Annotated in this window: 24 protein-coding genes; 14 read left to right on the top strand and 10 right to left on the bottom strand. The window is 70.8% G+C overall.

What is annotated here, in order from left to right; genetic code table 11:
- Positions 1–69: 69 nt before the first annotated feature.
- The 5 genes from J3P31_RS15880 to rpsO all read right to left on the bottom strand — a co-directional run bounded on the left by J3P31_RS15880 (position 70) and on the right by rpsO (position 5,112).
- Complete coding sequence (locus tag J3P31_RS15880) at positions 70–897, bottom strand: glycosyltransferase family 2 protein (protein WP_210529458.1); 828 nt, start codon at positions 895–897, stop codon at positions 70–72.
- Positions 897–1,673: a hypothetical protein gene (locus J3P31_RS15875; RefSeq protein ID WP_210529457.1), complete on the bottom strand. Its 777-nt coding sequence runs from the start codon at positions 1,671–1,673 to the stop codon at positions 897–899. Before J3P31_RS15875 ends, J3P31_RS15880 begins: the two co-directional genes overlap by 1 nt.
- Positions 1,670–2,464, bottom strand: a complete 795-nt coding sequence (locus J3P31_RS15870) for a hypothetical protein (protein ID WP_210529456.1) — start codon at positions 2,462–2,464, stop codon at positions 1,670–1,672. The genes J3P31_RS15875 and J3P31_RS15870 overlap by 4 nt, the downstream gene beginning before the upstream one ends.
- Before the next feature lie 57 nt (positions 2,465–2,521).
- Positions 2,522–4,663: a polyribonucleotide nucleotidyltransferase gene (gene pnp / locus J3P31_RS15865; protein WP_210529495.1), complete on the bottom strand. Its 2,142-nt coding sequence runs from the start codon at positions 4,661–4,663 to the stop codon at positions 2,522–2,524.
- A gap of 179 nt (positions 4,664–4,842) precedes the next feature.
- A complete protein-coding gene (rpsO, locus tag J3P31_RS15860) occupies positions 4,843–5,112 on the bottom strand; it encodes a 30S ribosomal protein S15 (RefSeq protein ID WP_210529455.1) in 270 nt (89 codons plus the stop codon).
- A gap of 210 nt (positions 5,113–5,322) precedes the next feature.
- Between rpsO and kbl the strand changes: the two genes are divergently transcribed.
- The 3 genes from kbl to J3P31_RS15845 are packed head-to-tail and all read left to right on the top strand — an operon-like array spanning position 5,323 to position 7,870.
- Positions 5,323–6,513, top strand: a complete 1,191-nt coding sequence (kbl, locus tag J3P31_RS15855; protein ID WP_210529454.1) for a glycine C-acetyltransferase — start codon at positions 5,323–5,325, stop codon at positions 6,511–6,513.
- Positions 6,510–7,535 (top strand): L-threonine 3-dehydrogenase, encoded by a 1,026-nt coding sequence (gene tdh, locus J3P31_RS15850; protein WP_210529453.1) that lies wholly within the window; start codon positions 6,510–6,512, stop codon positions 7,533–7,535. The genes kbl and tdh overlap by 4 nt, the downstream gene beginning before the upstream one ends.
- Positions 7,532–7,870, top strand: coding sequence for a hypothetical protein (locus J3P31_RS15845; RefSeq protein WP_210529452.1), 339 nt, complete (start codon positions 7,532–7,534; stop codon positions 7,868–7,870). Before tdh ends, J3P31_RS15845 begins: the two co-directional genes overlap by 4 nt.
- Before the next feature lie 19 nt (positions 7,871–7,889).
- On the opposite strand, the gene J3P31_RS15840 is transcribed toward J3P31_RS15845, so the two are convergent.
- The gene (locus J3P31_RS15840) at positions 7,890–8,147 is read right to left on the bottom strand and encodes a hypothetical protein (protein WP_210529451.1); all 258 of its coding nucleotides are present in this window, start codon (positions 8,145–8,147) and stop codon (positions 7,890–7,892) included.
- Positions 8,148–8,383: 236 nt separating this feature from the next.
- Here J3P31_RS15840 and J3P31_RS15835 point away from each other — a divergent pair, with 236 nt between their 5' ends.
- From J3P31_RS15835 to J3P31_RS15815, 5 genes are read left to right on the top strand one after another with little or no spacing between them, the layout of a single operon-like run.
- Complete coding sequence (locus tag J3P31_RS15835) at positions 8,384–9,520, top strand: MFS transporter (protein WP_210529450.1); 1,137 nt, start codon at positions 8,384–8,386, stop codon at positions 9,518–9,520.
- Positions 9,517–10,185, top strand: a complete 669-nt coding sequence (locus J3P31_RS15830; RefSeq protein WP_210529449.1) for an ABC transporter ATP-binding protein — start codon at positions 9,517–9,519, stop codon at positions 10,183–10,185. The genes J3P31_RS15835 and J3P31_RS15830 overlap by 4 nt, the downstream gene beginning before the upstream one ends.
- The gene (locus J3P31_RS15825; protein WP_210529448.1) at positions 10,182–12,569 is read left to right on the top strand and encodes an FtsX-like permease family protein; all 2,388 of its coding nucleotides are present in this window, start codon (positions 10,182–10,184) and stop codon (positions 12,567–12,569) included. The genes J3P31_RS15830 and J3P31_RS15825 overlap by 4 nt, the downstream gene beginning before the upstream one ends.
- Complete coding sequence (locus J3P31_RS15820; protein WP_210529447.1) at positions 12,559–13,587, top strand: lipocalin-like domain-containing protein; 1,029 nt, start codon at positions 12,559–12,561, stop codon at positions 13,585–13,587. Before J3P31_RS15825 ends, J3P31_RS15820 begins: the two co-directional genes overlap by 11 nt.
- A gap of 56 nt (positions 13,588–13,643) precedes the next feature.
- Positions 13,644–14,318 (top strand): HAD family hydrolase, encoded by a 675-nt coding sequence (locus tag J3P31_RS15815; protein ID WP_210529446.1) that lies wholly within the window; start codon positions 13,644–13,646, stop codon positions 14,316–14,318.
- Between the two features lie 23 nt (positions 14,319–14,341).
- On the opposite strand, the gene serA is transcribed toward J3P31_RS15815, so the two are convergent.
- Positions 14,342–15,937, bottom strand: coding sequence for a phosphoglycerate dehydrogenase (serA, locus tag J3P31_RS15810; RefSeq protein WP_210529445.1), 1,596 nt, complete (start codon positions 15,935–15,937; stop codon positions 14,342–14,344).
- A gap of 79 nt (positions 15,938–16,016) precedes the next feature.
- On the bottom strand, positions 16,017–17,171 hold the full coding sequence (locus tag J3P31_RS15805; RefSeq protein ID WP_210529444.1) for a phosphoserine transaminase: 1,155 nt from the start codon (positions 17,169–17,171) through the stop codon (positions 16,017–16,019).
- A 156-nt stretch (positions 17,172–17,327) separates the two neighbouring features.
- On the opposite strand from J3P31_RS15805, the gene serB reads away from it, so the two are divergent.
- From serB to J3P31_RS15790, 3 genes are read left to right on the top strand one after another with little or no spacing between them, the layout of a single operon-like run.
- Complete coding sequence (gene serB / locus J3P31_RS15800; protein ID WP_210529443.1) at positions 17,328–18,194, top strand: phosphoserine phosphatase SerB; 867 nt, start codon at positions 17,328–17,330, stop codon at positions 18,192–18,194.
- Positions 18,195–18,223: 29 nt separating this feature from the next.
- The gene (locus J3P31_RS15795; protein WP_210529494.1) at positions 18,224–18,988 is read left to right on the top strand and encodes a TSUP family transporter; all 765 of its coding nucleotides are present in this window, start codon (positions 18,224–18,226) and stop codon (positions 18,986–18,988) included.
- A gap of 38 nt (positions 18,989–19,026) precedes the next feature.
- Positions 19,027–19,989: an aspartate carbamoyltransferase catalytic subunit gene (locus J3P31_RS15790; RefSeq protein ID WP_210529442.1), complete on the top strand. Its 963-nt coding sequence runs from the start codon at positions 19,027–19,029 to the stop codon at positions 19,987–19,989.
- On the opposite strand, the gene J3P31_RS15785 is transcribed toward J3P31_RS15790, so the two are convergent.
- On the bottom strand, positions 19,986–20,957 hold the full coding sequence (locus tag J3P31_RS15785; RefSeq protein WP_210529441.1) for an alpha/beta hydrolase: 972 nt from the start codon (positions 20,955–20,957) through the stop codon (positions 19,986–19,988). The genes J3P31_RS15790 and J3P31_RS15785 overlap by 4 nt on opposite strands.
- 122 nt (positions 20,958–21,079) lie before the next feature.
- Positions 21,080–21,322 (bottom strand): DUF3072 domain-containing protein, encoded by a 243-nt coding sequence (locus tag J3P31_RS15780; RefSeq protein ID WP_210529440.1) that lies wholly within the window; start codon positions 21,320–21,322, stop codon positions 21,080–21,082.
- A gap of 81 nt (positions 21,323–21,403) precedes the next feature.
- On the opposite strand from J3P31_RS15780, the gene J3P31_RS15775 reads away from it, so the two are divergent.
- From J3P31_RS15775 to plsY, 3 genes are all read left to right on the top strand, one after another.
- A complete protein-coding gene (locus J3P31_RS15775; protein ID WP_210529439.1) occupies positions 21,404–21,733 on the top strand; it encodes a TfoX/Sxy family protein in 330 nt (109 codons plus the stop codon).
- A 99-nt stretch (positions 21,734–21,832) separates the two neighbouring features.
- Entirely contained in the window at positions 21,833–23,125 is a 1,293-nt protein-coding gene (gene pyrC / locus J3P31_RS15770; RefSeq protein ID WP_210529438.1) for a dihydroorotase, read from the top strand.
- Positions 23,125–23,730, top strand: a complete 606-nt coding sequence (plsY, locus tag J3P31_RS15765; RefSeq protein WP_210529437.1) for a glycerol-3-phosphate 1-O-acyltransferase PlsY — start codon at positions 23,125–23,127, stop codon at positions 23,728–23,730. Before pyrC ends, plsY begins: the two co-directional genes overlap by 1 nt.
- Positions 23,731–23,741: the final 11 nt, after the last annotated feature.

The raw sequence follows: 23,741 nt of genomic DNA, 5'->3' as shown, positions 1-23,741 counted from the left end.
TCGTGCGAATCAGGGGAGAACAAACCTTCGCCCCGTTTGTATCGGTCTGCGCGACCGGCACAACGGCGTTCAGCCGAAGGTCGGAGGAAGTCCATAGCGCGCCGTCATGGCCGCCACGGCGCGGTCGTTCCCGGCCCCGGCCATGTTGCCGGCCCGGAGGTTGACCTCTTGGGAGGCGGGCCATTCCAGCACCCGTGACCGGCCCCCGACCTTGCGGGCCGTCGAGCCTGCCATCCTGTGCATCCACCAGAGCCAGACATCGTCCGCCGTGGGGCTGAGCTCCTGGAACAGGTCGGCGCGGGTCGCCTCCTCGTGCAGGCCGCCGGGCGGGTAGAGCACCCCCATGACCCCGGTGGGGAACACCAGAGGCCCGCGCTCGGGCGCGCGGATGTTGCGGTCCCAGTCCTCGTAGGAGGCGATCGCGCCGGCGGACATCCGGACCCGATGGGCGCGATGGCAGGGGATGGTCCGGGGGCCGTCCATGGCCGCCACGAGGCCGCCAAGCCAGCTGGCCTCGTAATGCACGTCGTCGTCGGCGGTGACGATCGCCGCTTCGGGATGGGCGAGCAGGGCCGGGACGATCTTGGTGTAGGAGCGGAGGTCCCGCGTTTCCGCGATGGTGAGGCTCCTCGAGCGCAGGGACAGCACGTCCGGGGGGAGCATCGAGGCCTGCCCGTCGCCCAGCCAGAGGATGGTCGCGTCCGCTTGGACCGTCTGGGTCAGGAGCCCTCCCAGGGTCAGGGCCAGGGTGCCGAACCGGCGGGGATAGCTTGTCAGCGACACGACAAGCGGCGAGGGCAGCCCATGCGCCCGGGCGGCGGGCGGCTCGCGCAGGCGGGCAGTCACGTCGGCGCGGGCGCGGGCCGTCCGCCAGCGGTGCTTCCAGTCCCGCAGCATCAGCCTTCCCACGCCGCCCGCAGCCAGTCCACCCGCCCGATCCGGCGATGGAGCCGATGGCCGCCGCCGTCCAGGACCTCGGACATCTTCGGGCTGCCTGCAAAGACCACGATCCGCGCCCCGGGCGGGCAGGCCGGGTCGCGCCAGTAGCTTGGGACGCCCTGGGGCACGCAGTCGTTCTTGAAGCTCACGCACCAGCCGCGCGGCCAGTAGGCCAGATGTCCATGCGCGGCGAGCCGGTCGCTCTGGAACTGCTGGGAGATCTCGAAGCGCCGTGTCGCCCCTTCCGGGTCGGCGAGGTAGTCGTCGAGGATATAGGCGTGGGCCCCGATCTCGTACCGGAAGACCGAGGAGTTGCCGACCGCGTGCAGGAACCGGTCGCGCCCCGGGTTGAGCCGCCGCAGGGGCTTGGGGCGGAACAGGTCGTCGTCGCGGATGATGCGAAACGGACCGGACAGGTCGAGGAAGGGTTCGAGCCGATCCATGATGACGAGATCCAAGTCCAGGAACAGCGCCGTCCCGGTCAGCCCGAACAGGTCGCGCCGGAACACGCCCAGCTTGCGCCAGCGCGTGTCGCCATGACCGGCGGGGAGCCCAAGCTCTGGCAGGGGCAGCGCCTCGACCTCCGGGTCAAGTCCTCCGGCATCGTCCGTGAAGCAGATGAAGCGGTGCGGACGCGACAGGTGGCGCGCCACGCCACGGCGGAGATTGTTGACGTAGTCCGGGCCGTAGAGCCGCCCCCATTTCATGCAAAGGATGCTGATCGGGGCACTCACGCCCGGAAGCCCTCGGCCTGCGCCCGCGCGACCTGCCGGGCGACGAAGGACCCCTCGGGAAAGGTGCCGCCATGGCGTTCACGGGCGATCCGGTGCACCACGCTGGCGGCCAGGTGCACGCCCAAGGTCGCGGGTCCGAAGCTGTCCTCGGTCACTTCCCCTGGGATCAGGAACCGCTCGCAGGCTTGGGACGGGATCGGGTAGAACGTCTCCATCGGCATCGCGAAGCGGATCTCGCCGGTCTGCTTGAGGCAGGTTGAGAGGGCGCGCGGCCCGGTGCTGCCCCAGGGCCACCCTTCGATCGGAACGCCGCGCCCGAACGTCTTGATCCAGTACTTCGCCCGCCTGAGGCCCGTGATGTGCGGTGCCACCCCCCGTGTGCCCGGGCCGAGCTTGGACAACTCCGCCAGGGCCGGGGAGTCCTTGGGCATCCGCAGCACCGCGCAGTTGACGCGCTCGGCGCTTTCGTAGGCGTAGACGTGAGCGGCCTCGAACCGGAACGGCTGCAGAGCGATGACGTCGAGGTCCACCCAGACATGGTCCGTGGTCCGCATCAGCGCGTAGCGGAAGAAGTTGGAGTGGAGTGACGGGCTCCCCTCCTTGCGGTAGGTCGCGACCTCGCGCGTGGGCAGCACCTCGTTGGCGTCGCGGTTCTCGAATCCTGGTGGAACGCCCTCGAGCGGCTGGTAGCTGTAGATCAAAACCGTTTGGCCCTGCCTCGCGAACGAAGCCAGGCTCGCCATTTCGATCGGCCCGAGCCGACCGACCCAGAGGGTGGCCAGAGTGGTCATGCGTCCATGTCCTATGGACGAAAGGCCCGGGGATCAACCCGGGCCCTCTTTGCCGCCTCAGGCCTGGTCGGCCGGAGCTTCTTCCTTGGTGACTTCCTTGCCGGTCTCCTGGTCCACGACCTTCATGGACAGGCGGACCTTGCCGCGGTCGTCGAAGCCCAGCAGCTTGACCCAGACCTCCTGGCCTTCCTTCAGCGCATCCGACGGATGGTTCAGGCGGCGGTTCTCGATCTGGCTGACGTGCACGAGGCCGTCGCGCTTGCCGAAGAAGTTCACGAAGGCGCCGAAGTCCACGATCTTGACGACCGTGCCCTTGTAGACGCCGCCCTCTTCCGGCTCGGCCACGATCGAGTAGATCATGTCATAGGCCTTCTTGATCGCATCGCCGTTCGAGGACGCGATCTTGATCGTGCCGTCGTCGTTGATGTCGACCTTGGCGCCCGAGGTTTCCACGATCTCGCGGATGACCTTGCCGCCCGAGCCGATCACTTCCCGGATCTTGTCGGTCGGGATGGTCATCGTCTCGATGCGCGGCGCGTATTCCGAGAAGCTGTTGGCACTGGTCAGCGCCTTGGCCATCTCGCCCAGGATGTGCATCCGGCCGGCCTTGGCCTGCTCGAGCGCCTTCCCCATGATCTCGGGCGTGATGCCCGCGACCTTGATGTCCATCTGGAGCGAGGTGATCCCGGCCTCGGTGCCCGCCACCTTGAAGTCCATGTCGCCGAGGTGGTCCTCGTCGCCCAGGATGTCGGTCAGCACGGCCCACTGGCCGTCGTCCTCGAGCACCAGGCCCATGGCCACGCCGGCCACGGGGGCCTTGAGCGGCACGCCCGCATCCATCATCGACAGCGACCCGCCGCAGACGGAGGCCATCGAGGAGGAGCCGTTCGACTCGGTGATCTCGGACACGACACGGATCGTGTAGGGGAACTCGGTCTGCGGCGGCAGGACGGCCTGCAGCGCCCGCCAGGCGAGCTTGCCGTGGCCGATCTCGCGGCGGCCGGGCGAACCCACGCGGCCCACTTCACCGACCGAGTAGGGCGGGAAGTTGTAGTGCAGCAGGAACGATTCCTTGAAGTTGCCGTGCAGCGCGTCGATGAACTGCTCATCGTCGCCGGTGCCCAGCGTGGTCACGACCAGCGCCTGCGTCTCGCCGCGGGTGAAGAGCGCCGAGCCGTGGGTCCGGGGCAGGATGCCGGTTTCGGAGACGATCGGACGCACCTCGTCGAGGCGGCGGCCGTCGATCCGGCGCCCGCCGCGCACGATATCGCCACGCAGGACGGAGGATTCCAGGTCCTTGAGGGCGGCCTTGAGGTTCGGGTTCGCGCGCTCCTCCTCGGTCAACTGCGCGAGGATCGCCTCCTCGGCGGCGTCCTTGGCGGCATAGCGCTCCTGCTTGACGCGGATCGCGAAGGCATCCTGCATCAGCTTGGCGCCGAGCTCGCGGACGCGGGCCGACAGGGCGGAGTAGTCCACCGGCTGGAAGTCGAAGGGCTCGTTGGCGGCCTCTTCGGCGAGGTCGATGATCAGGTCGATCACCGGCTGCATCTGGGCGTGCGCGAAGGTGACCGCGCCCAGCATCTCCTCCTCGGAGAGCTCATAGGCCTCGGACTCCACCATCATCACGGCGTCCTTGGTCCCGGCGACCACGAGGTCGAGCCGCTGCTCGGGCTTGTTGCGCAGGCCCTGGATGTCGTCCACGGCGGGGTTCAGGACATACTGGCCGTTGACGAAGCCCACGCGCGCCGCGCCGATCGGGCCGCGGAAGGGCACGCCGGACAGCGTCAGGGCCGCGGACGCGGCGATCATCGCCACGATGTCGGGCTCGTTGGTCAGGTCATGGCTCAGCACGGTGCACATCACGAGCACTTCGTTGCGGAAGCCGTCGACGAACAGAGGGCGGACCGGGCGGTCGATGAGGCGGGAGGTCAGCGTCTCCTTCTCGGTCGGACGCGCCTCGCGCTTGAAGTAGCCGCCGGGGATCTTGCCGGCCGCGTAGTATTTTTCCTGGTAATGGACGGTCAGGGGAAAGAAGTCCTGGCCCGGCTTCGGCTCCTTGGCGAAGGTCACGTTGGCCATGACCGAGGTCTCGCCCAGCGTAGCGACGACCGAGGCGTCCGCCTGACGGGCGATCTTGCCCGTTTCCAGCGTCAGCGTCTCGCCGCCCCACTGGATCGATTTCTTGTGCTCGTTGAACATCGGATGTCCTTCCGGCGCGCCTTCGCGCCTCTTGCCCCCGTTCATTCTCTCGTCCGAGGGGGCGGGTTTTCGGAGGGGCCGCATTGCCCCTGGCTCTGTCTGTGCGAAGCGCCGGTCGAGCCCGGCCGGCGCCCTTGGAAAGAAGAACCGCGCCCCGGAGGGCGCGGTTCGGAAAAATCTTAGCGACGCAGGCCCAGACGCTCGATCAGCGACTGGTAGCGGGCCTCGTCCTTGCCCTTGAGGTAGTCGAGCAGCTTGCGGCGCTGCGCCACCATCATGAGCAGGCCGCGACGGCCGTGGTTGTCCTTCTTGTGCGTCTTGAAATGCTCGGTCAGCGTGGCGATGCGCGAGCTCAGGATCGCGACCTGCACCTCGGGGGAACCGGTGTCGCCGGGCTTGGTGGCGAAGTCGGTGAGGATGCGGGCCTTGTCTTCGGCAGTGATCGACATCGGAGGATCTCCTGTGGATTCGTGTGACGGCGCAAGCCGGGATGTCGTCCAGCAAGGCCCGTCCCGCCGGAGGACCCCGGGGGATTGGGGGCACATAGGGGCAAATCCTCTCGATTGAAAGGGCAGAGTTGCGACCAGATTCGTCGCATTCCGCAAGGCCCTTGGTCCGGGGGCGGGGACACCCTAGCTGAGGGCACGAAGGAGCGACCCATGAGCGACTTTCTGGACGAAATCCGGTCCCGTCTCGACGGCATCCGCGCCGAGGGGCTCTGGAAGGCCGAGGCGGTGATCGCCTCGCCGCAGGGGCCCCGGGTGACGGTGGACGGGCGCGAGGTGCTGAACCTGTGCGCCAACAACTATCTCGGGCTGGCGGATCACCCCATCCTCAAGGCCGCGGCGTCGCAGGCCATGGAGGACAGGGGCTACGGCCTTGCCTCCGTCCGCTTCATCTGCGGCACGCAGGACCTCCACAAGGCGCTGGAGGCGCGGATCGCCACCTATCTGGGCCTCGACGACAGCATCCTGTTCGCCGCCGCCTTCGACGCGAACGGCGCGCTGTTCGAGCCCTTGCTCACGGATCAGGACGCGGTGGTGTCGGACGCGCTCAACCACGCCTCGATCATCGACGGCATCCGGCTCTCCAGGGCGCGGCGCTTCCGGTTTGCCAACAACGACATGGACGATCTCGAACGCCAGCTGAAGGCCGCGCGCGAGGGCGGGGCCCGGCACATCCTGATCGCGACGGATGGCGTGTTCAGCATGGACGGCACCTTTGCCGACCTCGCGGCCATGCGCGGGCTGGCGGACCGCTATGGCGCGCTGCTCATGGTGGACGACTGCCACGCGACCGGCTTCGTGGGCGAGGCGGGACGGGGCACGCCGTCGCGGGCGGGCATCAGGGCCGACATCGTGACCAGCACGCTGGGCAAGGCGCTGGGCGGGGCGCTGGGCGGCTTCGTCGCCGGGCCGCAGCCGGTGATCGACCTCCTGCGCCAGCGGGCGCGGCCCTACCTGTTCTCGAACGCGCTGCCGCCGGCCATCACCGGCGCGGCGCTGGCGGCCCTCGACCTCGTGGAAGGGCCGGAGGGCGACGACCGCCGCGCCGGACTGGACACCAGCACGCGGCGCTGGCGGCAGGGCCTCCAGGCTCTGGGCTTCGAGCTGCTGCCGGGCGAACACCCCATCGTGCCCGTCATGCTCCATGACGCCCGCCTCGCCCAGGAGATGGCGCGGCGCCTCCTCGACCACGGGGTGCTGGCGACGGGCTTCTTCTACCCGGTCGTGCCGCAGGGCCGCGCGCGCATCCGCACGCAGATGAACGCGGCCTTGACCATCCAGGACCTCGACCGGGCCCTCAATGCCTTCGCGAAGGCGGGGCGCGAGACGGGAGTGATCGGATGAAGGCGCTGGTCAAGGAACGCCCCGGCGAGGGGCTGGAGCTGGAAGAGGTGCCCACCCCGGAGATCGGCCCGGACGACGTGCTGATCCGGGTCCGCAAGACCGGCATCTGCGGCACCGACATCCATATCTGGGCCTGGGACGACTGGGCCGCCCGCACCGTGCCCACGCCGCTGGTCACCGGCCACGAGTTCGCGGGCGAGATCGTGGAGGTCGGGCGCGACGTGACCGACCTCAAGGTCGGCCAGCGCGTCTCGGGCGAGGGCCACCTGATCGGCAAGACCTCGCGCCAGAGCCGCTCCGGCCGCTTCCATCTCGACCCCGAGACGCGGGGCATCGGCGTCAACGAGCCCGGCGCCTTCGCCGACTACCTGCGGCTGCCCGCCTTCAACGCCGTGCCGCTGCCCGACGCCATCGACGACGAGATCGGGGCCATCCTCGATCCGCTCGGCAACGCCGTGCACACCGCGCTGAGCTTCGACCTGATCGGAGAGGACGTGCTGATCACCGGGGCAGGGCCCATCGGCATCATGGCGGCGGCGGTGGCCCGGCACGTGGGCGCGCGCCATGTCGTCATCACCGACGTGAACCCCCTGCGGCTGGACCTCGCGGCGCAGGTCGCGGACGTGACCCCGGTCAACGTCGCGCAGGAGGACCTCAGGGACGTCATGCACCGGCTCCATATGGTGCAGGGCTTCGATGTCGGCCTGGAGATGTCGGGCAACCAGCGCGCCCTCGACCAGATGGTCGAGTCGCTGGTGATGGGCGGGCGCATCGCGCTCCTGGGCATCCCGCCCGGCAAGAGCCCGGTGGACTGGAGCCGCATCGTCTTCAAGGCCATCACCATCAAGGGCGTCTATGGCCGCGAGATCTTCGAGACCTGGTACAAGATGATCGCCATGCTGGAGAACGGGCTCGACGTCCGCCGCGTCATCACCCACCGCTTTCCGGTCTCGCAATACCGCGAGGCCTTCGAGACGATGCGATCGGGCCAGAGCGGCAAGGTCGTGCTCGACTGGACGTGAGGCATCCCGTCACCCCGGACGGCCGCTACTTCGTGGTCCGGGGGCGGCTCTGGCGGATGTCGGACCCGTCGCTCGACCCTGCCCGGCGCGAAGGGCTGGTCCGCGACCTGATGGCCGCCCGCCGCGCCGTGCGCGACGCTGGGGACGATGCGGAAGCGATGCGGCAGGCCCGCGCCCGCGTGGATGCCGCCAAGCGCGCCCTGGGCGAACGCGGCCCGGTCTGGTGGACGGACGGCGCCCCCGACCTCAACCGCCACATGGCGCGAACCACCCCTTACGCGGAGTGGTTCGCGGCGTTGGGCGACGGCCAGGGCCTGGGCACCGGCGGGCGCTGACGCCACGCCCTGCGGGCCGTCACTTCTCCTGGTGCGTCCCTCTCCGGCGGGCCTCCTGGTTGTCGCCCATGGGCGCGCTCAGGTCGCCCGTGTCATGGAGGCCCCGGGCCTCGCCCCCGCGGTTCACCTCCTGGATGCGGTCGCGCACGCTGTCGGGCATATGCTTCTGGCGGTCGAGATCATGCCGCGCGTCGAACTCGGGGCCGGCGTTGGGCTGTTCGGTCTGACGGCCGGGCAGGTTGCCCTGCCGCGTGTCGGAGTTGTTCGAGCCTACCATCCCATATCCTCCTTGGATGCTTGTGGGGCCACGACCGGAGGTCCCGGGTCCGCGATGTCGGGGCCGTGGGGCCGGTCGCGCGATGGCTTGGCCTCCCCGTGGGGGGCTCTGACCGAACGCGGGGCCGCGGGGGACCGTTCCGGCGGAAACATCGCGGCGGGCGCGCGGCCTCTCTGGACCTCCCCGCGCGGATGCCACAGAACAGCCCCGCGTCCTCCCTCAAGGATCCCCGAACCGTGACCTCCGCGCCCACCGCCCCGTCCGGCGGGACCGCCCCCGCGGGCCTTGCCTCACGCCTGTTCGCCTCCGGGGCGTTGTCCTTCTTCCTGCTCGGCATGTTGCCCGCGCTGTATGGGGTGGCGCTGCCCGTCTGGTCCGACAGCTTCGGGCTGGCCGACGGCCAGGGCGGCACCCTGCTCGCCACCTACAACGCGGGGGCGGTGCTGGCGGTCGTGGCAGGCATCCTGGGCGTGCCCGGGCTGTCGATGCGGCCATCGCTGGCTTCCGTGACGCTCGGCGCCGTGGGGCTGGCGCTCGGGGCGACCTGGGGGCTCCTGCTGCTGGGCGGCTTCGTGGCCGGCCTGGGCTACGGCGTCCTGTCGGTGTCCGTGAACCGCCGCTTCCTGCAGGAGTTCGGGGCGCGGGGGCCCGGCATGGTGGCCCTGGTCAACGGCGTCTACGGCCTGGGCTCGATCCTGTCGCCCCTGATCTTCCTCTGGGCCGGCAGCGCGCCGCCCGCCGTCTTCTGGGCCGTGGCCGGGCTCGCGGCCCTGGCCATGGCCCTGACCCGGCCCGAGCCCTTCCGGGGGGCGCCGCTGGGCCTGCCGCCCCTCGGGCCGCGCCTGCTGATCCTGCTGTTCCTGTTCGGCGCGATCGTGCTCGAGGCCGACCTGATCGGCTACGGGGCCTCCGCCCTCGTGGATCTGGGCTTCTCCGAGCCGAACGCCGCGCGGCTCGTGTCCGTCTTCTTCGTGGCCTTCGTGGCGGGCCGGCTCGGCCTTGCGGCCGTGAGCCACCGCCTGCCGCCCGACCTGACCTTCCTGGGCGCGGTGGCCGGCGTCACCGCCTGCACGGCGCTGGCGGCCTTCGTCTCCCCCGCCTGGGGCTTCGTCCTGTCGGGCGCCTTCGCGGCCATCGGCTTCCCCGCCTTCTTCGTCTGGTCGATGCGCCTGCTTGGCCCGGACCCGCGCATGGGGGCCGCCGTGCTCTGCGCGGGCCTTCTGGGCGGGACCCTTGGCCCCATCGCGCTGCGTCCTATCCTCGGAGCGGTCGGAGAGGAGGGCCTGTTCTGGATCCTGTCAGTCTTCGGGGCCGTGCTGACGATCGTCCTGTCGGCGCTGCTGCCGCGCCTCCGGAGGCTACCGCCCCGGTGACGGCGCCCGCGCTCCTGTCCGTCCGGGACGTCCGAAAGAGCTTTCCAGGCCCGGATGGCCCCATCCCCGTCCTGCGTGGCGCCGACCTCGACCTCGGGCCGGGGCGCACGCTCGCCCTGACCGGCGAGTCCGGCAGCGGCAAGAGCACGCTCCTCCATCTCATCGGGGGGCTCGATCGGCCCGACGCCGGGAGCATCCGTCTGGGCGACATCGAGGTGACCACGCTGGACGACCGGGGGCGGGCGGCGCTCCGCCGCGACGCGGTGGGCGTGGTGTTCCAGCAGTTCAACCTCGTTCCCTCGCTCGACGTGGGGGCGAACATCGCCTTCCAGGCCCGCCTCAAGGGCCGCCGCGATCCCCAGTGGGAGCGGGAGCTGGCCGACCGGCTCGGCCTGGCCCCCCAGCTCCGCAAGTATCCCGAGGAGCTTTCGGGCGGCCAGCAGCAGCGCGTGGCCATCGCCCGGACCCTTGCCGCCCGGCCGCGGCTCGTGTTGGCCGACGAGCCCACGGGCAACCTCGACGAGGCCTCCGCCGAGGCCGTCCTCGCGCTGATGCTCGACCTGGTGGCCGAGACGGGGGCCTCGCTCCTCACCGTCACGCACTCCGAACGGGTGGCCGAGCGCATGGACGGCCGGGTCCACCTGAGGGGCGGCCGGGTCGCATGATCGCCGCCGGGCTGCAGGCGCTCCTGTCCCATTGGCGGCGCCACCTTCTCCAGCTCTTTACCCTGATCGCGGGCCTGGCGCTGGCCACGGCGCTCTGGTCCGGCGTTCAGGCCATCAACACCGAGGCCCGCGCCTCCTATGCCGAGGCCGCCGACACCCTGGGGGAAGGGCGCCTGGCCCGGCTCCTGCCGCCGGAGGGCGGTTCGATCACGCAGGACACCTGGGTGGCCCTGCGGCGCGCCGGATGGCTGGCGAGCCCAGTGGTCGAGGGGCGGCTCGGCCCCGCCCGCCTGCTCGGCGTCGACCCGCTGACCGCGCCGGGGGACCTGGGCTCCATCGGTGCGGCAAGCACCGGGGACCTCCAGGCCTTCCTGTCCGAGAACGGCGCCCTCCTGGCCCGCGAGGAGGTCCTGGCCGACCTGCCCGGGACCGGCGCGACCCCCATCGCCTCCGAGGACGCCGCCCCCGGGACGGTCCTGACCGACATCCGCACGGCGCAGCGCCTCCTGGGCGTCCAGGGCTTCACCAGCCTCATTCTCGCGCCCGCGCAGCCACGCCGGCAAGCGCCCTTGGCCGAGGTCGCCCCGGGCCTGCGCCTCCAAGAGCCTGCGGAGGAAACGGATGTCGGAGCCTTGACCGACTCCTTCCACCTGAACCTGACGGCCTTTGGCCTTCTTTCGTTCGCGGTGGGCCTTTTCATCGTCCACGGGGCGGTCGGGCTCGCCTTCGAGCAGCGCCGGGCCACCGTCCGCACCCTGCGCGCCATGGGAATGCCGCTGGCGGTGCTGATCGGCCTCATGGCTCTGGAACTGGCGCTCCTCGCCGTGGTGGCGGGGGGGCTCGGCCTGCTCCTGGGCTACCTGATCGCCGCGGCGCTGCTGCCCGACGTGGCCGGCACCCTGCGGGGCCTTTATGGGGCCGAGGTCGCGGGCACCCTGACCTTCCGGCCGTTCTGGGCGCTTTCCGGGATGGCGATCGCCTTGGCCGGGACCGCCGTCGCGGCGGCCAGCGCCTTCCACCGGCTTGCGACCATGCCCATCCTGGCCGGCGGGCAGCGCCGGGCGGGCGCAAGCTGGGCCGCGCGGCGCGCGCGCCGCCAGGGGATCGCGGGGCTTTCTCTCCTGCTGGCCGCCCTGGCCATCGGAGCATGGGGCGGGGGACTCGTGGGGGGCTTCGCCTGCCTGGGCTGCCTGATGATCGGGGGGGCGCTGCTGCTGCCGCTGCTGCTGGACCGGGTCCTCGCGCTGGGCGCCCGCCTCGCCCGGCGTCCCTTGCCGCAATGGATCTGGGCCGACAGCCGGGCCGAGCTGCCGGGCCTGTCGCTGGCCCTCATGGCGCTGCTCCTGGCCATGGCGGCCAATGTCGGCGTGTCCACGATGGTTTCGTCCTTCCGCCAGACCTTCGTGGCCTTCCTCGATCAGCGGCTCGCGCCCGAGCTCTATGTCGGGGTCTCGGACCCCGAGCAGGCGGAGCGGTTCCTCGCCATCCTTCCCGACGGCGTCCGCGTCCTGCCCATCGCCTCCGTGGAACGGACCCTCGCCGGCCTGCCGTCCGAGGTGCAGATCCTGCGCGACGATCCCACCTACCGCGAGAACTGGCGCTTCCTGTCCGCCACGGCCGATCCCTGGGACCGCCTTGCCGCGGGCGAGGGAGTGCTCGTCAACGAGCAGCTCGCGCGGCGCGCGGGGTTGGCGGTCGGCGACCGACTCGACGTGGCGGATGGCCTCGCCCTTCCCATCCTCGGGATCTATGGCGATTACGGGAACCCGGTCGGACAGGCGATCCTGACCGAGCGTCTGTTCCGCGCGACCTTCCCCGAGGTGACCCCGCTGAGCTTTGGCCTGCGTGTCCCGCCCGGGGACGTGCCCGCCCTGTCCGAGCGTCTGGTGCGGGAGGCCGGCCTCGATCCCGAGCGGGTGGTGAACCAGGCGAACCTCAAGGCCATCTCCCTCGGGATCTTCGAGAGGACCTTCACCGTGACCGGTGCCCTGAACGTGCTGACGCTGGCCGTGGCGGGCTTTGCGTTGCTGATGTCGCTCCTCACGCTCGCCAGCATCCGGCTGCCGCAACTGGCTCCGGTCTGGGCGCTGGGCACCCGCCGCGCGACGCTGGGCCAGCTGGAGCTCCTGCGGGCCGTGGGCCTCGCGGCGCTGACCGCGCTGGCGGCCCTGCCGCTCGGCCTTGCCCTGGCCTGGGTCCTGCTCGCCGTCGTGAACGTGGAGGCGTTCGGCTGGAAGCTTCCCATGTTCCTGTTTCCGCTGGACTGGCTGCGCCTCCTGGCGCTTGCGCTGGTCGCGGCAGCCCTGGCGGCGGCCTGGCCCGCGCTGCGCCTGGCCCGCGTCCCGCCCTCGGTCCTGCTCAAGGTCTTTTCGGATGAACGCTAGGGCGCTCCTTCTCCTGGGGCTTTGGCCGTTCGCGGCGGGCGCGCAGGGCTTCGCAGGCCTGGGCGCCGACACGGAGGGCTACGCCGTTCCGCAACCGGGCACGGCCTTCGCCTTTCCCCGCGACCATGGCGCGCATCCCGACTACCGGATCGAATGGTGGTACGTCACCGCCAACCTGTCGGCCGAGGACGGCACCCCCTACGGCCTGCAATGGACGCTGTTCCGCAGCGCACTCGCCCCGGGTGGCGCACCCGACGCGCAGGTCTGGATGGCGCACGCCGCCGTCACCACCCCCGACCGGCACTTCGTCACCGAACGCCTCGCCCGCGGCGGCACCGGGCAGGCGGGCGTCGTCGCCGATCCCTTCGAGGCCTGGATCGACGAATGGCGGATGGCCGGGCCGAACCTCCAGGCCGCCACCCTGACCGCCCAAGGCCCCGATTTCGGCTACGACATGCAGCTGACGGCGCAGGGGCCCATCGTCCTGCAGGGCGACCGCGGCTATTCGGTCAAGTCCGAGGACGGCCAGGCCTCCAACTACTACTCCCAGCCCTTCTTCGCGATCCGGGGCACGCTGCACCTGCCCGAGGCCGAGGTCGAGGTCAGCGGGACCGCCTGGCTCGACCGCGAATGGTCGTCCCAGCCGCTGGCCGACCGGCAGGTGGGCTGGGACTGGTTCTCCCTCTCGTTCGAAAGTGGCGACAAGCTCATGGGCTTTCGCCTGCGCGCCGACCAGGGCGAGCCCTTCACCGCTGCCACCTGGATCGCCGCCGACGGCACGCCGACCCCCTTCCCGAACGGCGCCTTCGCCGCCGAGCCCGGCGACCGGAGCGAGGTTGCGGACCGCGAGGTGCCGACGACCTGGCACGTGACGCTCCCCGACCGGGGTCTCGACGTGACGGTGCAGGCTTTGAACCCGCAGGCCTGGATGGCGACCTCGGTTCCCTACTGGGAGGGACCCGTGGCCGTCACCGGATCGCACGATGGCGTCGGCTACCTGGAGATGACCGGCTACTGACGGGGAACGTCCGGCGATGCCGCGGGTTGGGAGAACCCGCATCCCGAGAGGCTCCCATGACCCGACCCGAGGCCGTGATCTTCGACGTCGACGGCACCCTGGTGGACACCGTCGACCTTCATGCGGAGGCCTGGGTCGAGATCCTGCGCCGCTTTGGCGTGGACGCCACCTTCGACGAGATCCGCCGCCAGATCGGCAAGGGCGGCGACCAGCTCCTTCCCGGGCTCGTGCCGCCGGACCTTCTGGCCCAGAAGCAGCAGGAGATGGAGGACGCCCGGGCCGAACTCTTCACCCGCGACTACCTTGACCGCGCCAAGCCCTTTCCCGGGGTTCGCGGGCTCTTCGAGCGGATCAGGTCCGAGGGGCAGAGGATCGCGCTCGCCTCCTCGGGCAAGGCCGACGAGGTGGCGCACTACAAGGAGGTCCTGGGCATCGCCGATCTTCTGGATGTGGAAACGACGGCGGACGACGGCGACCGCTCCAAGCCGTTCCCGGACATCTTCGACGCCGCCTTCCGCAAGCTGGGCTTGCCCGACCGGCGGCTTGCGATGGTGGTCGGCGACACCCCCTACGACGCCGAGGCCGCGCGGGGGGCGGACCTCGCCTCGCTCGGCGTGCTGTGCGGGGGTTTCCCGGAGAGGGCGCTCCGGGCGGCGGGCTGCGTCGCGGTCTATCGCGACCCTGCCCACCTCCTCGAGGCCTATGCGGACTCGCCCCTGGCCCGCGGCTAGGCCGCGCCAGGGGAGGGCGGCTGTCAGGCCATGTCGAACTGAAGCGCCTTGACCTGGCTGAACATCCCCGTCCGCCGCAGCTTGTCGAGGATCGGCTCGGGCACCGGGTCGTCCACGTAGAGGATCGCGATGGCCTCGCCGCCGCGGTGCGACCGGCCCAGGGTGAAGTTGGCGATGTTGACGCCGTTCTCGCCCATGGTCTGGCCCAGCGCGCCGATGATGCCGGGCACGTCCTCGTTGGTGGTGTAGACCATGTTGGCCCCGATCTCGGCATCCACGGTGATGCCCTTGATCTGGATGAACCGGGGCTTGCCGTCCGAGAATACCGTCCCGGCCACGCTCCGCTCGCGCACCTCGGTCACCACGGTGACCTTGATGTAGCCCTCGAACATCCCCGACTGGTCCTGCCGGGTGGTCGAGATCTGGATGCCCCGCTCCCGCGCGATCACCGGCGCCGACACAAGGTTCACGTCCGGGTTCGCCCGCCGCATGATCCCTGCGATCACCGCGCAGTTCAGCGCGGCGAGGTTCATCGTGGAGGTGATCCCGTCATAAAGCACGTTGATCGCCTTGACCGGCTCGTCCGTCATCTGGCCCACGAAGTTGCCCAGATGCCCGGCCAGTCGGATCCACGGACCCATGACCCGCGCTTCCTCGGCGGTCACGGACGGCATGTTGAGCGCGTTCGTCACCGCGCCCGTCAGCAGATAATCCGACATCTGCTCGGCCACCTGCAGCGCCACGTTCTCCTGCGCCTCGGTGGTCGAGGCGCCGAGGTGCGGTGTCACCACCACGTTGGGGAGGCCAAACAGCGGCGAATCCGTCGCGGGCTCCACGGCGAAGACGTCGAAGGCCGCGCCTGCGACATGGCCGGACTTGAGCGCCTCGGCCAGCGCCTCCTCGTCCACGAGCCCGCCCCTCGCGCAGTTCACGATCCGCACGCCGGGCTTCAGCTTGGCGATGGCCTCGCGCGATAGGATGTTGCGGGTCTGGTCGGTCAGCGGCACGTGCAGCGTGATGAAGTCGGCGCGGCGCAGCAGGTCGTCAAGCTCGACCTTCTCGACCCCGAGCTGGTTCGCCCGCTCCTCGCCCAGGAAGGGGTCGTAGGCGATGACCTTCATCTTCAGGCCGCGCGCCCGGTCGCAGACGATGCCGCCGATGTTGCCCGCGCCGATGACGCCCAGGGTCTTGCCGGTCAGCTCCACGCCCATGAAGCGGGACTTCTCCCACTTGCCGGCGTGCGTGCTGGCGTTGGCCTCGGGGATCTGGCGCGCGACGGCCATCATCATGGCGATGGCGTGCTCGGCCGTGGTGATGCTGTTCCCGAAGGGCGTGTTCATCACGATGATGCCCTTCTTGGACGCCGCCGGAATATCGACGTTGTCCACGCCGATCCCCGCCCGCCCGATGACCTTGAGGTTGGCGGCAGCGGCGATCAGCTTCTCGGTCGCCTTGGTGGCCGACCGGATGGCAAGGCCGTCGTAGTTGCCGATGATCGCCAGCAGGGCGTCCTTGTCCTTGCCGAGCTTGGGTTGGTAATCCACCTCGACGCCGCGATCCTTGAAGATCTGCACGGCAGCGGTCGAGAGTTCGTCCGAGATGAGCACGCGGGGGGCCATGAGGGGCTCCTGAAAGGGAATGTCGGGGAAGGGGCGGGCCGGACGCCCGCCGCGGGAAAGGGGCCGTGGCCCCGGGGCGTCAGGCCGCGGCGGCCAGCTTCGCGATTTCCTGGTGGAACGCCCAGTCGAGCCAGGGCAGCATTGCCTGCACGTCGGCCAGCTCCACCGTCGCGCCGCACCAGATCCGCAGGCCGGGGGGGGCGTCACGGTAGGCGCCGACGTCCAGCGCCGCGCCCGCCGTCTCAAGCCGCTTGGCGACCGCCTTGGCGAAACCCGCGCCATCCGTGATGCGCGGGTCGGTGAACTTGAGGCAGGCCGAGGTATTCGACCGCGTCGCCGGGTCCTCGGCAAGGTTGGCGATCCACGGCCGCGCGTCGCAGAAGTCCCAGACCGCCTGCGCGTTCGCATCCGCTCGCGCGATCAGCGCAGGAAGGCCACCGATCGACGTCCCCCACTCCAGCGCCACGATCCAATCCTCGACGCAGAGCATCGAGGGCGTGTTGATCGTCTCGCCCTGGAAGATGCCTTCGATCAGCTTCCCCTTGGAGGTCAGCCGGAAGATCTTGGGCAGCGGCCGGTCGGGGGTGAACGACTCCAGCCGCTCCACCGCGCGGGGGCTCAGGATCAGCACCCCATGCGCCGCCTCTCCGCCCATCACCTTCTGCCAAGAGAAGGTAACCACATCGAGCTTGTCGAACGGCAGCTCCTGCGCAAAGGCCGCCGAGGTCGCGTCGCAGATCGTCAGGCCCTTGCGGTCGGCCGGGATCGCGTCCCCCGACGGCACCCGCACGCCCGAGGTCGTGCCGTTCCAGGTGAACACCACGTCCCGGTCGTAATCGAGCGACGCCATGTCCACGATCCGCCCGTAATCCGCCCGGTGCACTCGCGCATCGAGCCTGAGCTGCTTCACGGCGTCGGTGACCCAGCCCTCGCCGAACGATTCCCAGGCGACCATCTCCACGGGGCGTTCGCCCAGCATGGTCCACATCGCCATCTCCACCGCGCCCGTGTCGGACGCGGGCACGATGCCGATGCGGTGCGTGTCAGGAACCTGCAGCACCTCGCGGGTGAGGTCGATGGCGCGCTTCAGCCGCGCCTTGCCCTCGGCGGCGCGGTGCGACCGGCCCAGGCTGGCGTTCGCCAGCGCATCAAGGCTCCAGGTGGGGGGTTTCGCGCAGGGGCCCGAGGAGAAACGGGGGTTCGCAGGCGTGGCCTGCGGCTGCTCATGCGTCATGGCTACCCTTCCAGGTATATGGCCCCTCGTTGGGGAGGGGTGTCCCACCGCAAGGGGTAAGCCCGCGCTCCGGGGTTCCGCAAGCCGCGAAATGGGGCTAAGGCGCCGCAAACGCGCCCTCGCCCCAGGGCCCGCGACTACGATCGGAAACTTCGTATGCAAGTCGTTACCCTGATCGCCCCCGCAGGCGGCCTCCCGGACTCGTTCGTCGCGGACCTCCGCGCCCGCTGGACTGGCGGTCCCCTCCGTTGGCTCGCCCCCCAGGAGGCCGCCGAGTTCGAGGTCGAATCCGAGCCCGCCGATCTCTGGACTGCGTGGGAGGCTTGCCAAGGCCAGGGCATCGACCTCCTTCTCCAGCCCGCCGTGAACCGGCGCAAGCGCATGCTGCTGGCCGACATGGACTCCACCATGATCCAGCAGGAATGCATCGACGAACTGGCCGTCGTCGCCGGCGTGGGCGAGCATGTTGCCGCCATCACCGCCCGCGCCATGAACGGCGAGATCGGCTTCGAGGGGGCCTTGCGGGAGAGGGTCGCCCTCCTCAAGGACCTCCCCGAGACCGTCGTCGCCGAGGTCCTGCGCGACCGCATCACCTACATGCCCGGCGGCGCCACGCTTCTCGCCACCATGAAGGCCCATGGCGCGCACGCCGTGCTTGTCTCGGGCGGCTTCCTGAGCTTCGCCCGTCCCGTCGCCGCCCATCTGGGCTTCGACGAGGCCCGCGCCAACACCCTCCTGTCGGCGAACGGCAGGCTCACCGGCGAGGTCGCGGAGCCCATCCTCGGCCGCGAGGCCAAGGTCGCCGCGCTGGAGGAGGTGACAGCGCGCATCGGGCTCGGTCCCCAGGACGTCCTCGCGGTCGGCGACGGGGCGAACGACCTCGGGATGCTGCGCCTCGCCGGCGCGGGCGTGGCGCTCCACGCGAAACCCGCCGTGCAGGCCGAATGCCGCCTGCGCGTCAACCACGGGGACCTGACGGCGCTCCTCTACCTCCAGGGCTACGCCCGCGAGGACTTCGCCTGATGCTCCCCCCCGGCCTGCTCCCCGTCGACCTGCTCCCCATCAGCCCCGAGATCCTGCTCCTCCTCGTCCTCGCCGCCTTCGTCGCGGGCGTCATCGACTCCATCGCGGGCGGGGGCGGGCTGCTCGCGCTTCCCGCGATCCTGCTCGCCGGGGCGCCGCCCGTGACGGCTCTCGCCACCAACAAATTGCAGGGCATGTTCGGGACCGCCTCGGCGGTCATCCACTACGCCCGCGCCGGACAGGTGGAGCCGCGGCGCCAGATCGGCCCCGCCCTTGTGGCGGCGCTGTCCGCGGGCGGCGGGGCGCTCGTGGCCTCGCACCTGCCGGCCGAGGCGATCCGCGCCGTGCTGCCCGTGCTCCTCATCGCGGTCGCGCTCTATTTCGGCTTCCGCAAGGGGCTCGACGACGAGGACCGGCACGAGCGGATGACGCCCGCCGCCTTCAATGCCACCGCCGTTCCGGGCCTCGCCTTCTACGACGGCGTGCTGGGGCCGGGGACGGGCAGCTTCTACATGCTGGCCTTCGTGGCCCTGCGCGGCCATGGCCTCCTCAAGGCCACGGCCCATACCAAGCTCCTGAACTTCGCCTCCAACGTCGGCTCCATGCTGGTCTTCGCCCTGGTGGCGCAGCCCTGGTGGCTGGTGGGCCTTTGCATGGGGGCGGCGCAATTCGCGGGCGCACAGGTCGGCGCGCGGCTCGCGGTGCGGGTGGGCGCGCGGATGATCCGCCCGCTCCTGGTGGTCGTCTCCGTGGCGCTGGCGCTGCGCCTCCTCTGGCAGGCGTGGTCCGGCTGACGTAAAGCACATCCCAGCGCAGCCCCGAGGAGGTCCCCATGCCGTTCCGCCAGCCCCACCTCCTCGGCATCGAACCGCTGCACCCGATCGAGATCACGACCCTCCTCGATCTGGCGGACACCTACGCCGAACGGAACCGGAAGGGCCTGCCGGGGGGCGACGCGCTCGCGGGGCTCACGCAGGTCAACATGTTCTTCGAGCCCTCGACCCGCACGCAGTCGAGCTTCGAGCTCGCGGGCAAGAAGCTCGGGGCCGAGGTGATGAACATGGGCGTGGCCGCCTCGTCGGTGAAGAAGGGCGAGACTCTGATCGACACGGCCCTGACGCTCAACGCGATGCGGCCCGACCTCCTCGTGGTGCGCCATCCGATGTCGGGCGCGGTGGATCTCCTGTCCCAGAAGGTCCAGAACTGCGCGGTCCTGAACGCGGGTGACGGCCGGCACGAGCATCCCACCCAGGCGCTCCTCGACGCGCTCACCATCCGGCGCGCCAAGGGACGGCTCCACCGCCTGTCGGTCGCCATCTGCGGCGACATCGCCCACAGCCGTGTCGCGCGTTCCAACATCCTGCTGCTCCACAAGATGGAGAACCGCATCCGTCTCGTCGGTCCCCCGACGCTGATGCCCCCGGGCATCGACGCCTTCGGCTGCGAGGTGTTCCACGACATGGAGGACGGGCTGCAGGGCGTCGACGTGGTGATGATGCTCCGTCTCCAGAAGGAACGGATGGACGGAGGCTTCGTGCCCTCCGAGCGCGAATACTTCCACCGCTACGGGCTCGACGCGGAAAAGCTGGGCCACGCGGCCCCCGACGCCATCGTCATGCATCCCGGCCCGATGAACCGGGGCGTGGAGATCGACGGCACCATCGCCGACGACATCAACCGGTCGGTGATCCAGACGCAGGTGGAGATGGGGGTGGCCGTGCGCATGGCGGCCATGGACCTCCTGGCCCGCAACCTGCGTCAGGCCCGCGGCCGCGAGGCGGTGGGCGAGGCCTAGCCCCCGAGTCCCATCAACTCCAGCGCGGCGCGCCCGTTCGGGCCATAAGGGTTGCCCAGCGTTTCCCACATGTCCTGGTGGAAGTAGTCCTGCCCGATGACGACCCGCACGGGCTTGCCGGCCCCTTCCAGCGCGGCAGCAAAGTCGCGCGCCTGCCGCTGGAACTCGGGCGTCTCGCGGGTGCCGTAGCTCACCACCACCGGGGCGGTGATCCGGCCCACGTGGCGCTGCGGGCTCAGCGCCGCCTCGAGGGCGTCGGTAAAGGCGATGTAGCGGCTGCGCCAGGACAGCCGCACGGGCTCCAGGTCGTACATCCCGCTCATGCAGAGACCGCCCTTGATGACGTCCGGGGGCAGCCCGAACCGGCCCGGCCAATCGGTGGCCAGCGCCACGGCGCAGAGATGCCCGCCCGAGGAATGTCCGCCGACATGGATGCGCGTCGGATCGCCCCCGAAGGCCGGGGCGTTGCGCGCCACCCAGGCGATGCCGCGCTGCACCTGGTCCGCCAGGACGCCAAGGTCGCCGTCCCGCTCGGCCACGTCGGAAAAGTCGAGGGCGACGAAATGCGCGCCGCGGTCCAGGAACATCTCGGCGGCAAAGCCCGACATGGCCGCATCGAGAAAGCGCCAGATCCCGCCATGGATGAACACGAAGACAGGCCCGCCCGGGCGGGTGGCCCGGTACAGGTCGAGCCCCTCGTCGGGATGGTCGCCATAGGCGATCCGCTCGGGCCAGCCGCGCCGGATCCGGACGTCGAAGCTGAGCGAGGACAGCCGCCCGTTCACCACGTCCGTATGGGGTTGGTAGGCCTCCTGGTCGTAGGCGGCATCGAGTTCCGCCTGATCGTAGTCGCGCCAGACGGGCGGGCCCTTGACGTGCCCCGACAGGCCCGGCTCCCAGGCCGGCTGGCCCAGGGCGGGCGCGGCCAAAAGGCCGGCTCCGGTGGACAGGGCAGTGCGGCGCGTCATCCGGGGGTCCATGAGGTCACCTCGGCGGCAAGGGCGGCATGACCCGCACCCTGCCAGAAGATCCGCGCCGTGTCCTGCCTCATCCGAGCCCCGGGCCGGGTTCGTGGCCGGGGCCCGGCGCCTCAGCGGCCCTTGCCGGTGCCCCCGTCATGCCCGAGCCGGGGCGATTTCTCCTTGAGCCGGTCGATCATCTCGGAGGCGTGGGCCTTGGTGAGCGTCTCGTCGAAGTCCTCGCCGGTCTCCTCGCACAGCGTCTTCAGGTACGAGGCCTGCGCTCCCGTCATCGGCTCGTCGCCGGTGACCCAGTCCTGCGGATCCTTCTCGGCGTTGCCCTCGGGATGCGTCTTGGTGTTCGCGTCGGCCATTTTTCCGTTCTCCGATGCCGGTTGTGTTCCTATAATGTTCCGGGGGTGGATCGGGTTCCGCCCGTCACGACGGAGGGAACGATGGCCCGCGACCAAGGCTTGGAAGAGGTCCTGCGCGACGACCTGGGCGAACAGGACGACCTGACCGAGGCGCCGATGTTCGGCGGCCTGGCGATCCTGCACCGGGGGCATCTCCTTTGCGGCATCCGGCACGACGGGCTGATGGTCCGCCTGGGGCGCGGGGGCGACGGCTGGGCGCTGGACCTGCCCGGGGTCACGCCGCTCCGGGCCGGGGCGCGTCCGATGCCCGGCTGGGTCCGCGTCCCGCCCGACCTGTGCGGCGACGATCTCCTGCGCCGCCGGTTCCTCGACGCCGCGCTGGCGGTCACGCGCGCCCTGCCGCCACGGTGACCGCCGCCTTGCGACGGCGGGCCTGCGCGGTATAGGGGAGGTGCGGCGCGACGGAACGGGGGTTCGGGCGATGATGACACCGGCAGGCGGGTCCCTGGCATGACGACGCTGATCCGGAACGTGATCCTCGTCGACCCCGGGGCGGGCACCGAATCACCCGGCGCGCTCGTGCTCAGGGATGGCGCCATCGCCGAGATCCTGCCTGCCGCGCCCGACAGCCTCGACCGCTTTGCCGAGGTGATCGACGGCGACGGCCGCCATCTCGCCCCCGGCATCGTGGACTGGGGCGTCAAGGTCTCCGAACCCGGGGAGCGTCACAAGGAAAGCTTCCGCACCGCCGGTCTTGCCGCGGCGGCGGGCGGGGTGACGACCCTGGTGACCCGCCCGGACACCCTGCCCGCCATCGACACGCCCGAGATCCTCGAGTTCGTCGCCCGCCGCGCGGCGCAGGACTCGCCTGTCCGGGTCCTTCCCATGGCCGCCCTGACCAAGGGCCGGGAGGGGCGCGAGATGACCGAGATCGGCTTCCTCCGCGACGCCGGCGCTGTGGCCTTCACCGACGGCGACCGCGTGGTCGAGGATACGCGCGTGCTGTCCCGCGCCCTGACCTACGCCCGGAGCCTGGGGGCCCTGGTGGTGACCCATGTGCAGGACCCCGGCCTGTCGCGTGGCGCCGTCATGACCTCGGGCAAGTTCGCCTCGCTGCGCGGGCTGCCCGCCGCGAGCCCCATGGCCGAGCGGATCGGCCTCGAGCGCGACCTCGCCCTTGTCGAAATGACGGGCGCGCGGCTCCACGCCGACCAGGTGACGACGGCGGCCGCGCTGCCGTCCTTGCAGCGGGCCAAGGCCATGGGCCTCGACGTCACGGCCGGGATCTCGGTCCACCACCTGACGCTCAACGACTTCGACGTGGGCGACTACCGCACCTTCTTCAAGCTCGTGCCGCCCCTTCGGCAGGAAGAGGACCGGGAAGCCGCGGTCGAGGCCCTGGCCTCGGGCCTCATCGACGTCCTCGGCTCGATGCACACCCCGCAGGACGAGGAATCCAAGCGCCTTCCCTTCGAGGCCGCGGCCCCGGGGGCCGTCGGGCTGGAAACGCTGCTTCCCGCCGCGCTCCGGCTGGTCCACGGCGGGCGCATCGGCCTGCCGCAGCTGTTCCGGGCGCTCTCGCTCAACCCCTCGACCCGCCTGGGCCTGCCGACCGGACGACTCGCCCGGGGGGCGCCCGCGGACCTGGTCCTGTTCGACATGAACGCGCCCTTCGTGCTCGATCGCTGGACGATGCGCTCCAAGTCCAAGAACACGCCCTTCGACGGCGCCCGCCTGCAGGGCCGCGTCCGGGGCACATGGGTGGCCGGCCAACGGGTCTGGCCCCTCGCGAAGGAACAATGATGCCTGAGGTCCTTTCGCCCTTCGGGGTCCTCCTCCTGTGGGCGCTGTTCGGCTACCTGCTGGGCTCCATCCCCTTCGGCGTGCTGATCACCCGCGCGGCCGGCCTGGGGGACATCCGGGCCATCGGCTCCGGCAACATCGGCGCCACGAACGTCCTCAGGACGGGCCGGAAGGGCGCGGCCCTCGCGACCCTGCTGCTCGATGGGGGAAAGGGGGCGGTCGCGGTGCTCCTGGCCCGGGCGCTCGCGGGCGAGGATGCGGCGCAACTGGCCGGGTTCGCGGCCTTCCTGGGCCATTGCTTCCCGGTCTGGCTGGGGTTCCGGGGCGGCAAGGGCGTGGCCACCTTCCTGGGCGTGCTCCTCGCGATCGCCTGGCCGATCGGGATCGCGGCCTGCCTGACCTGGCTCGCGACCGCCGTCCTTGTCCGCATCTCATCGCTGGCCGCGCTGGTCGCTGCGGTGCTCGCCCCGCTCTGGGCCGTTCTCCTCGGATGGGGGGAGGTGGCGCTCCTGGCCCTTGGCCTCGCGGCGCTGATCCTGATCCGACACCGCCCCAACATCGCCCGCCTGCTCGCGGGGACCGAGCCGCGAATCGGGCGGCGCTGAGCGGGTTTGTC

The organism is Rubellimicrobium arenae (assembly GCF_017916275.1).
Taxonomy (GTDB): domain Bacteria; phylum Pseudomonadota; class Alphaproteobacteria; order Rhodobacterales; family Rhodobacteraceae; genus Rubellimicrobium; species Rubellimicrobium arenae.
The sequence above is the reverse complement of the archived record's forward strand: the minus strand, read 5'-3'. Positions and strand labels throughout refer to the sequence as shown.

Excerpts from the sequence above, each read along its gene's own strand:
- J3P31_RS15880 (WP_210529458.1), bottom strand. The coding sequence starts at position 897 with ATGCTGCGGGACTGGAAGCACCGCTGGCGGACGGCCCGCGCCCGCGCC.
- J3P31_RS15870 (WP_210529456.1), bottom strand. The coding sequence starts at position 2,464 with ATGACCACTCTGGCCACCCTCTGGGTCGGTCGGCTCGGGCCGATCGAA.
- pnp (WP_210529495.1), bottom strand. The coding sequence starts at position 4,663 with ATGTTCAACGAGCACAAGAAATCGATCCAGTGGGGCGGCGAGACGCTG.
- rpsO (WP_210529455.1), bottom strand. The coding sequence starts at position 5,112 with ATGTCGATCACTGCCGAAGACAAGGCCCGCATCCTCACCGACTTCGCC.
- kbl (WP_210529454.1), top strand. The coding sequence starts at position 5,323 with ATGAGCGACTTTCTGGACGAAATCCGGTCCCGTCTCGACGGCATCCGC.
- tdh (WP_210529453.1), top strand. The coding sequence starts at position 6,510 with ATGAAGGCGCTGGTCAAGGAACGCCCCGGCGAGGGGCTGGAGCTGGAA.
- J3P31_RS15840 (WP_210529451.1), bottom strand. The coding sequence starts at position 8,147 with ATGGTAGGCTCGAACAACTCCGACACGCGGCAGGGCAACCTGCCCGGC.
- J3P31_RS15825 (WP_210529448.1), top strand. The coding sequence starts at position 10,182 with ATGATCGCCGCCGGGCTGCAGGCGCTCCTGTCCCATTGGCGGCGCCAC.
- J3P31_RS15820 (WP_210529447.1), top strand. The coding sequence starts at position 12,559 with ATGAACGCTAGGGCGCTCCTTCTCCTGGGGCTTTGGCCGTTCGCGGCG.
- J3P31_RS15815 (WP_210529446.1), top strand. The coding sequence starts at position 13,644 with ATGACCCGACCCGAGGCCGTGATCTTCGACGTCGACGGCACCCTGGTG.
- serA (WP_210529445.1), bottom strand. The coding sequence starts at position 15,937 with ATGGCCCCCCGCGTGCTCATCTCGGACGAACTCTCGACCGCTGCCGTG.
- J3P31_RS15805 (WP_210529444.1), bottom strand. The coding sequence starts at position 17,171 with ATGACGCATGAGCAGCCGCAGGCCACGCCTGCGAACCCCCGTTTCTCC.
- serB (WP_210529443.1), top strand. The coding sequence starts at position 17,328 with ATGCAAGTCGTTACCCTGATCGCCCCCGCAGGCGGCCTCCCGGACTCG.
- J3P31_RS15790 (WP_210529442.1), top strand. The coding sequence starts at position 19,027 with ATGCCGTTCCGCCAGCCCCACCTCCTCGGCATCGAACCGCTGCACCCG.
- J3P31_RS15785 (WP_210529441.1), bottom strand. The coding sequence starts at position 20,957 with ATGACGCGCCGCACTGCCCTGTCCACCGGAGCCGGCCTTTTGGCCGCG.
- J3P31_RS15780 (WP_210529440.1), bottom strand. The coding sequence starts at position 21,322 with ATGGCCGACGCGAACACCAAGACGCATCCCGAGGGCAACGCCGAGAAG.
- J3P31_RS15775 (WP_210529439.1), top strand. The coding sequence starts at position 21,404 with ATGGCCCGCGACCAAGGCTTGGAAGAGGTCCTGCGCGACGACCTGGGC.
- pyrC (WP_210529438.1), top strand. The coding sequence starts at position 21,833 with ATGACGACGCTGATCCGGAACGTGATCCTCGTCGACCCCGGGGCGGGC.
- plsY (WP_210529437.1), top strand. The coding sequence starts at position 23,125 with ATGCCTGAGGTCCTTTCGCCCTTCGGGGTCCTCCTCCTGTGGGCGCTG.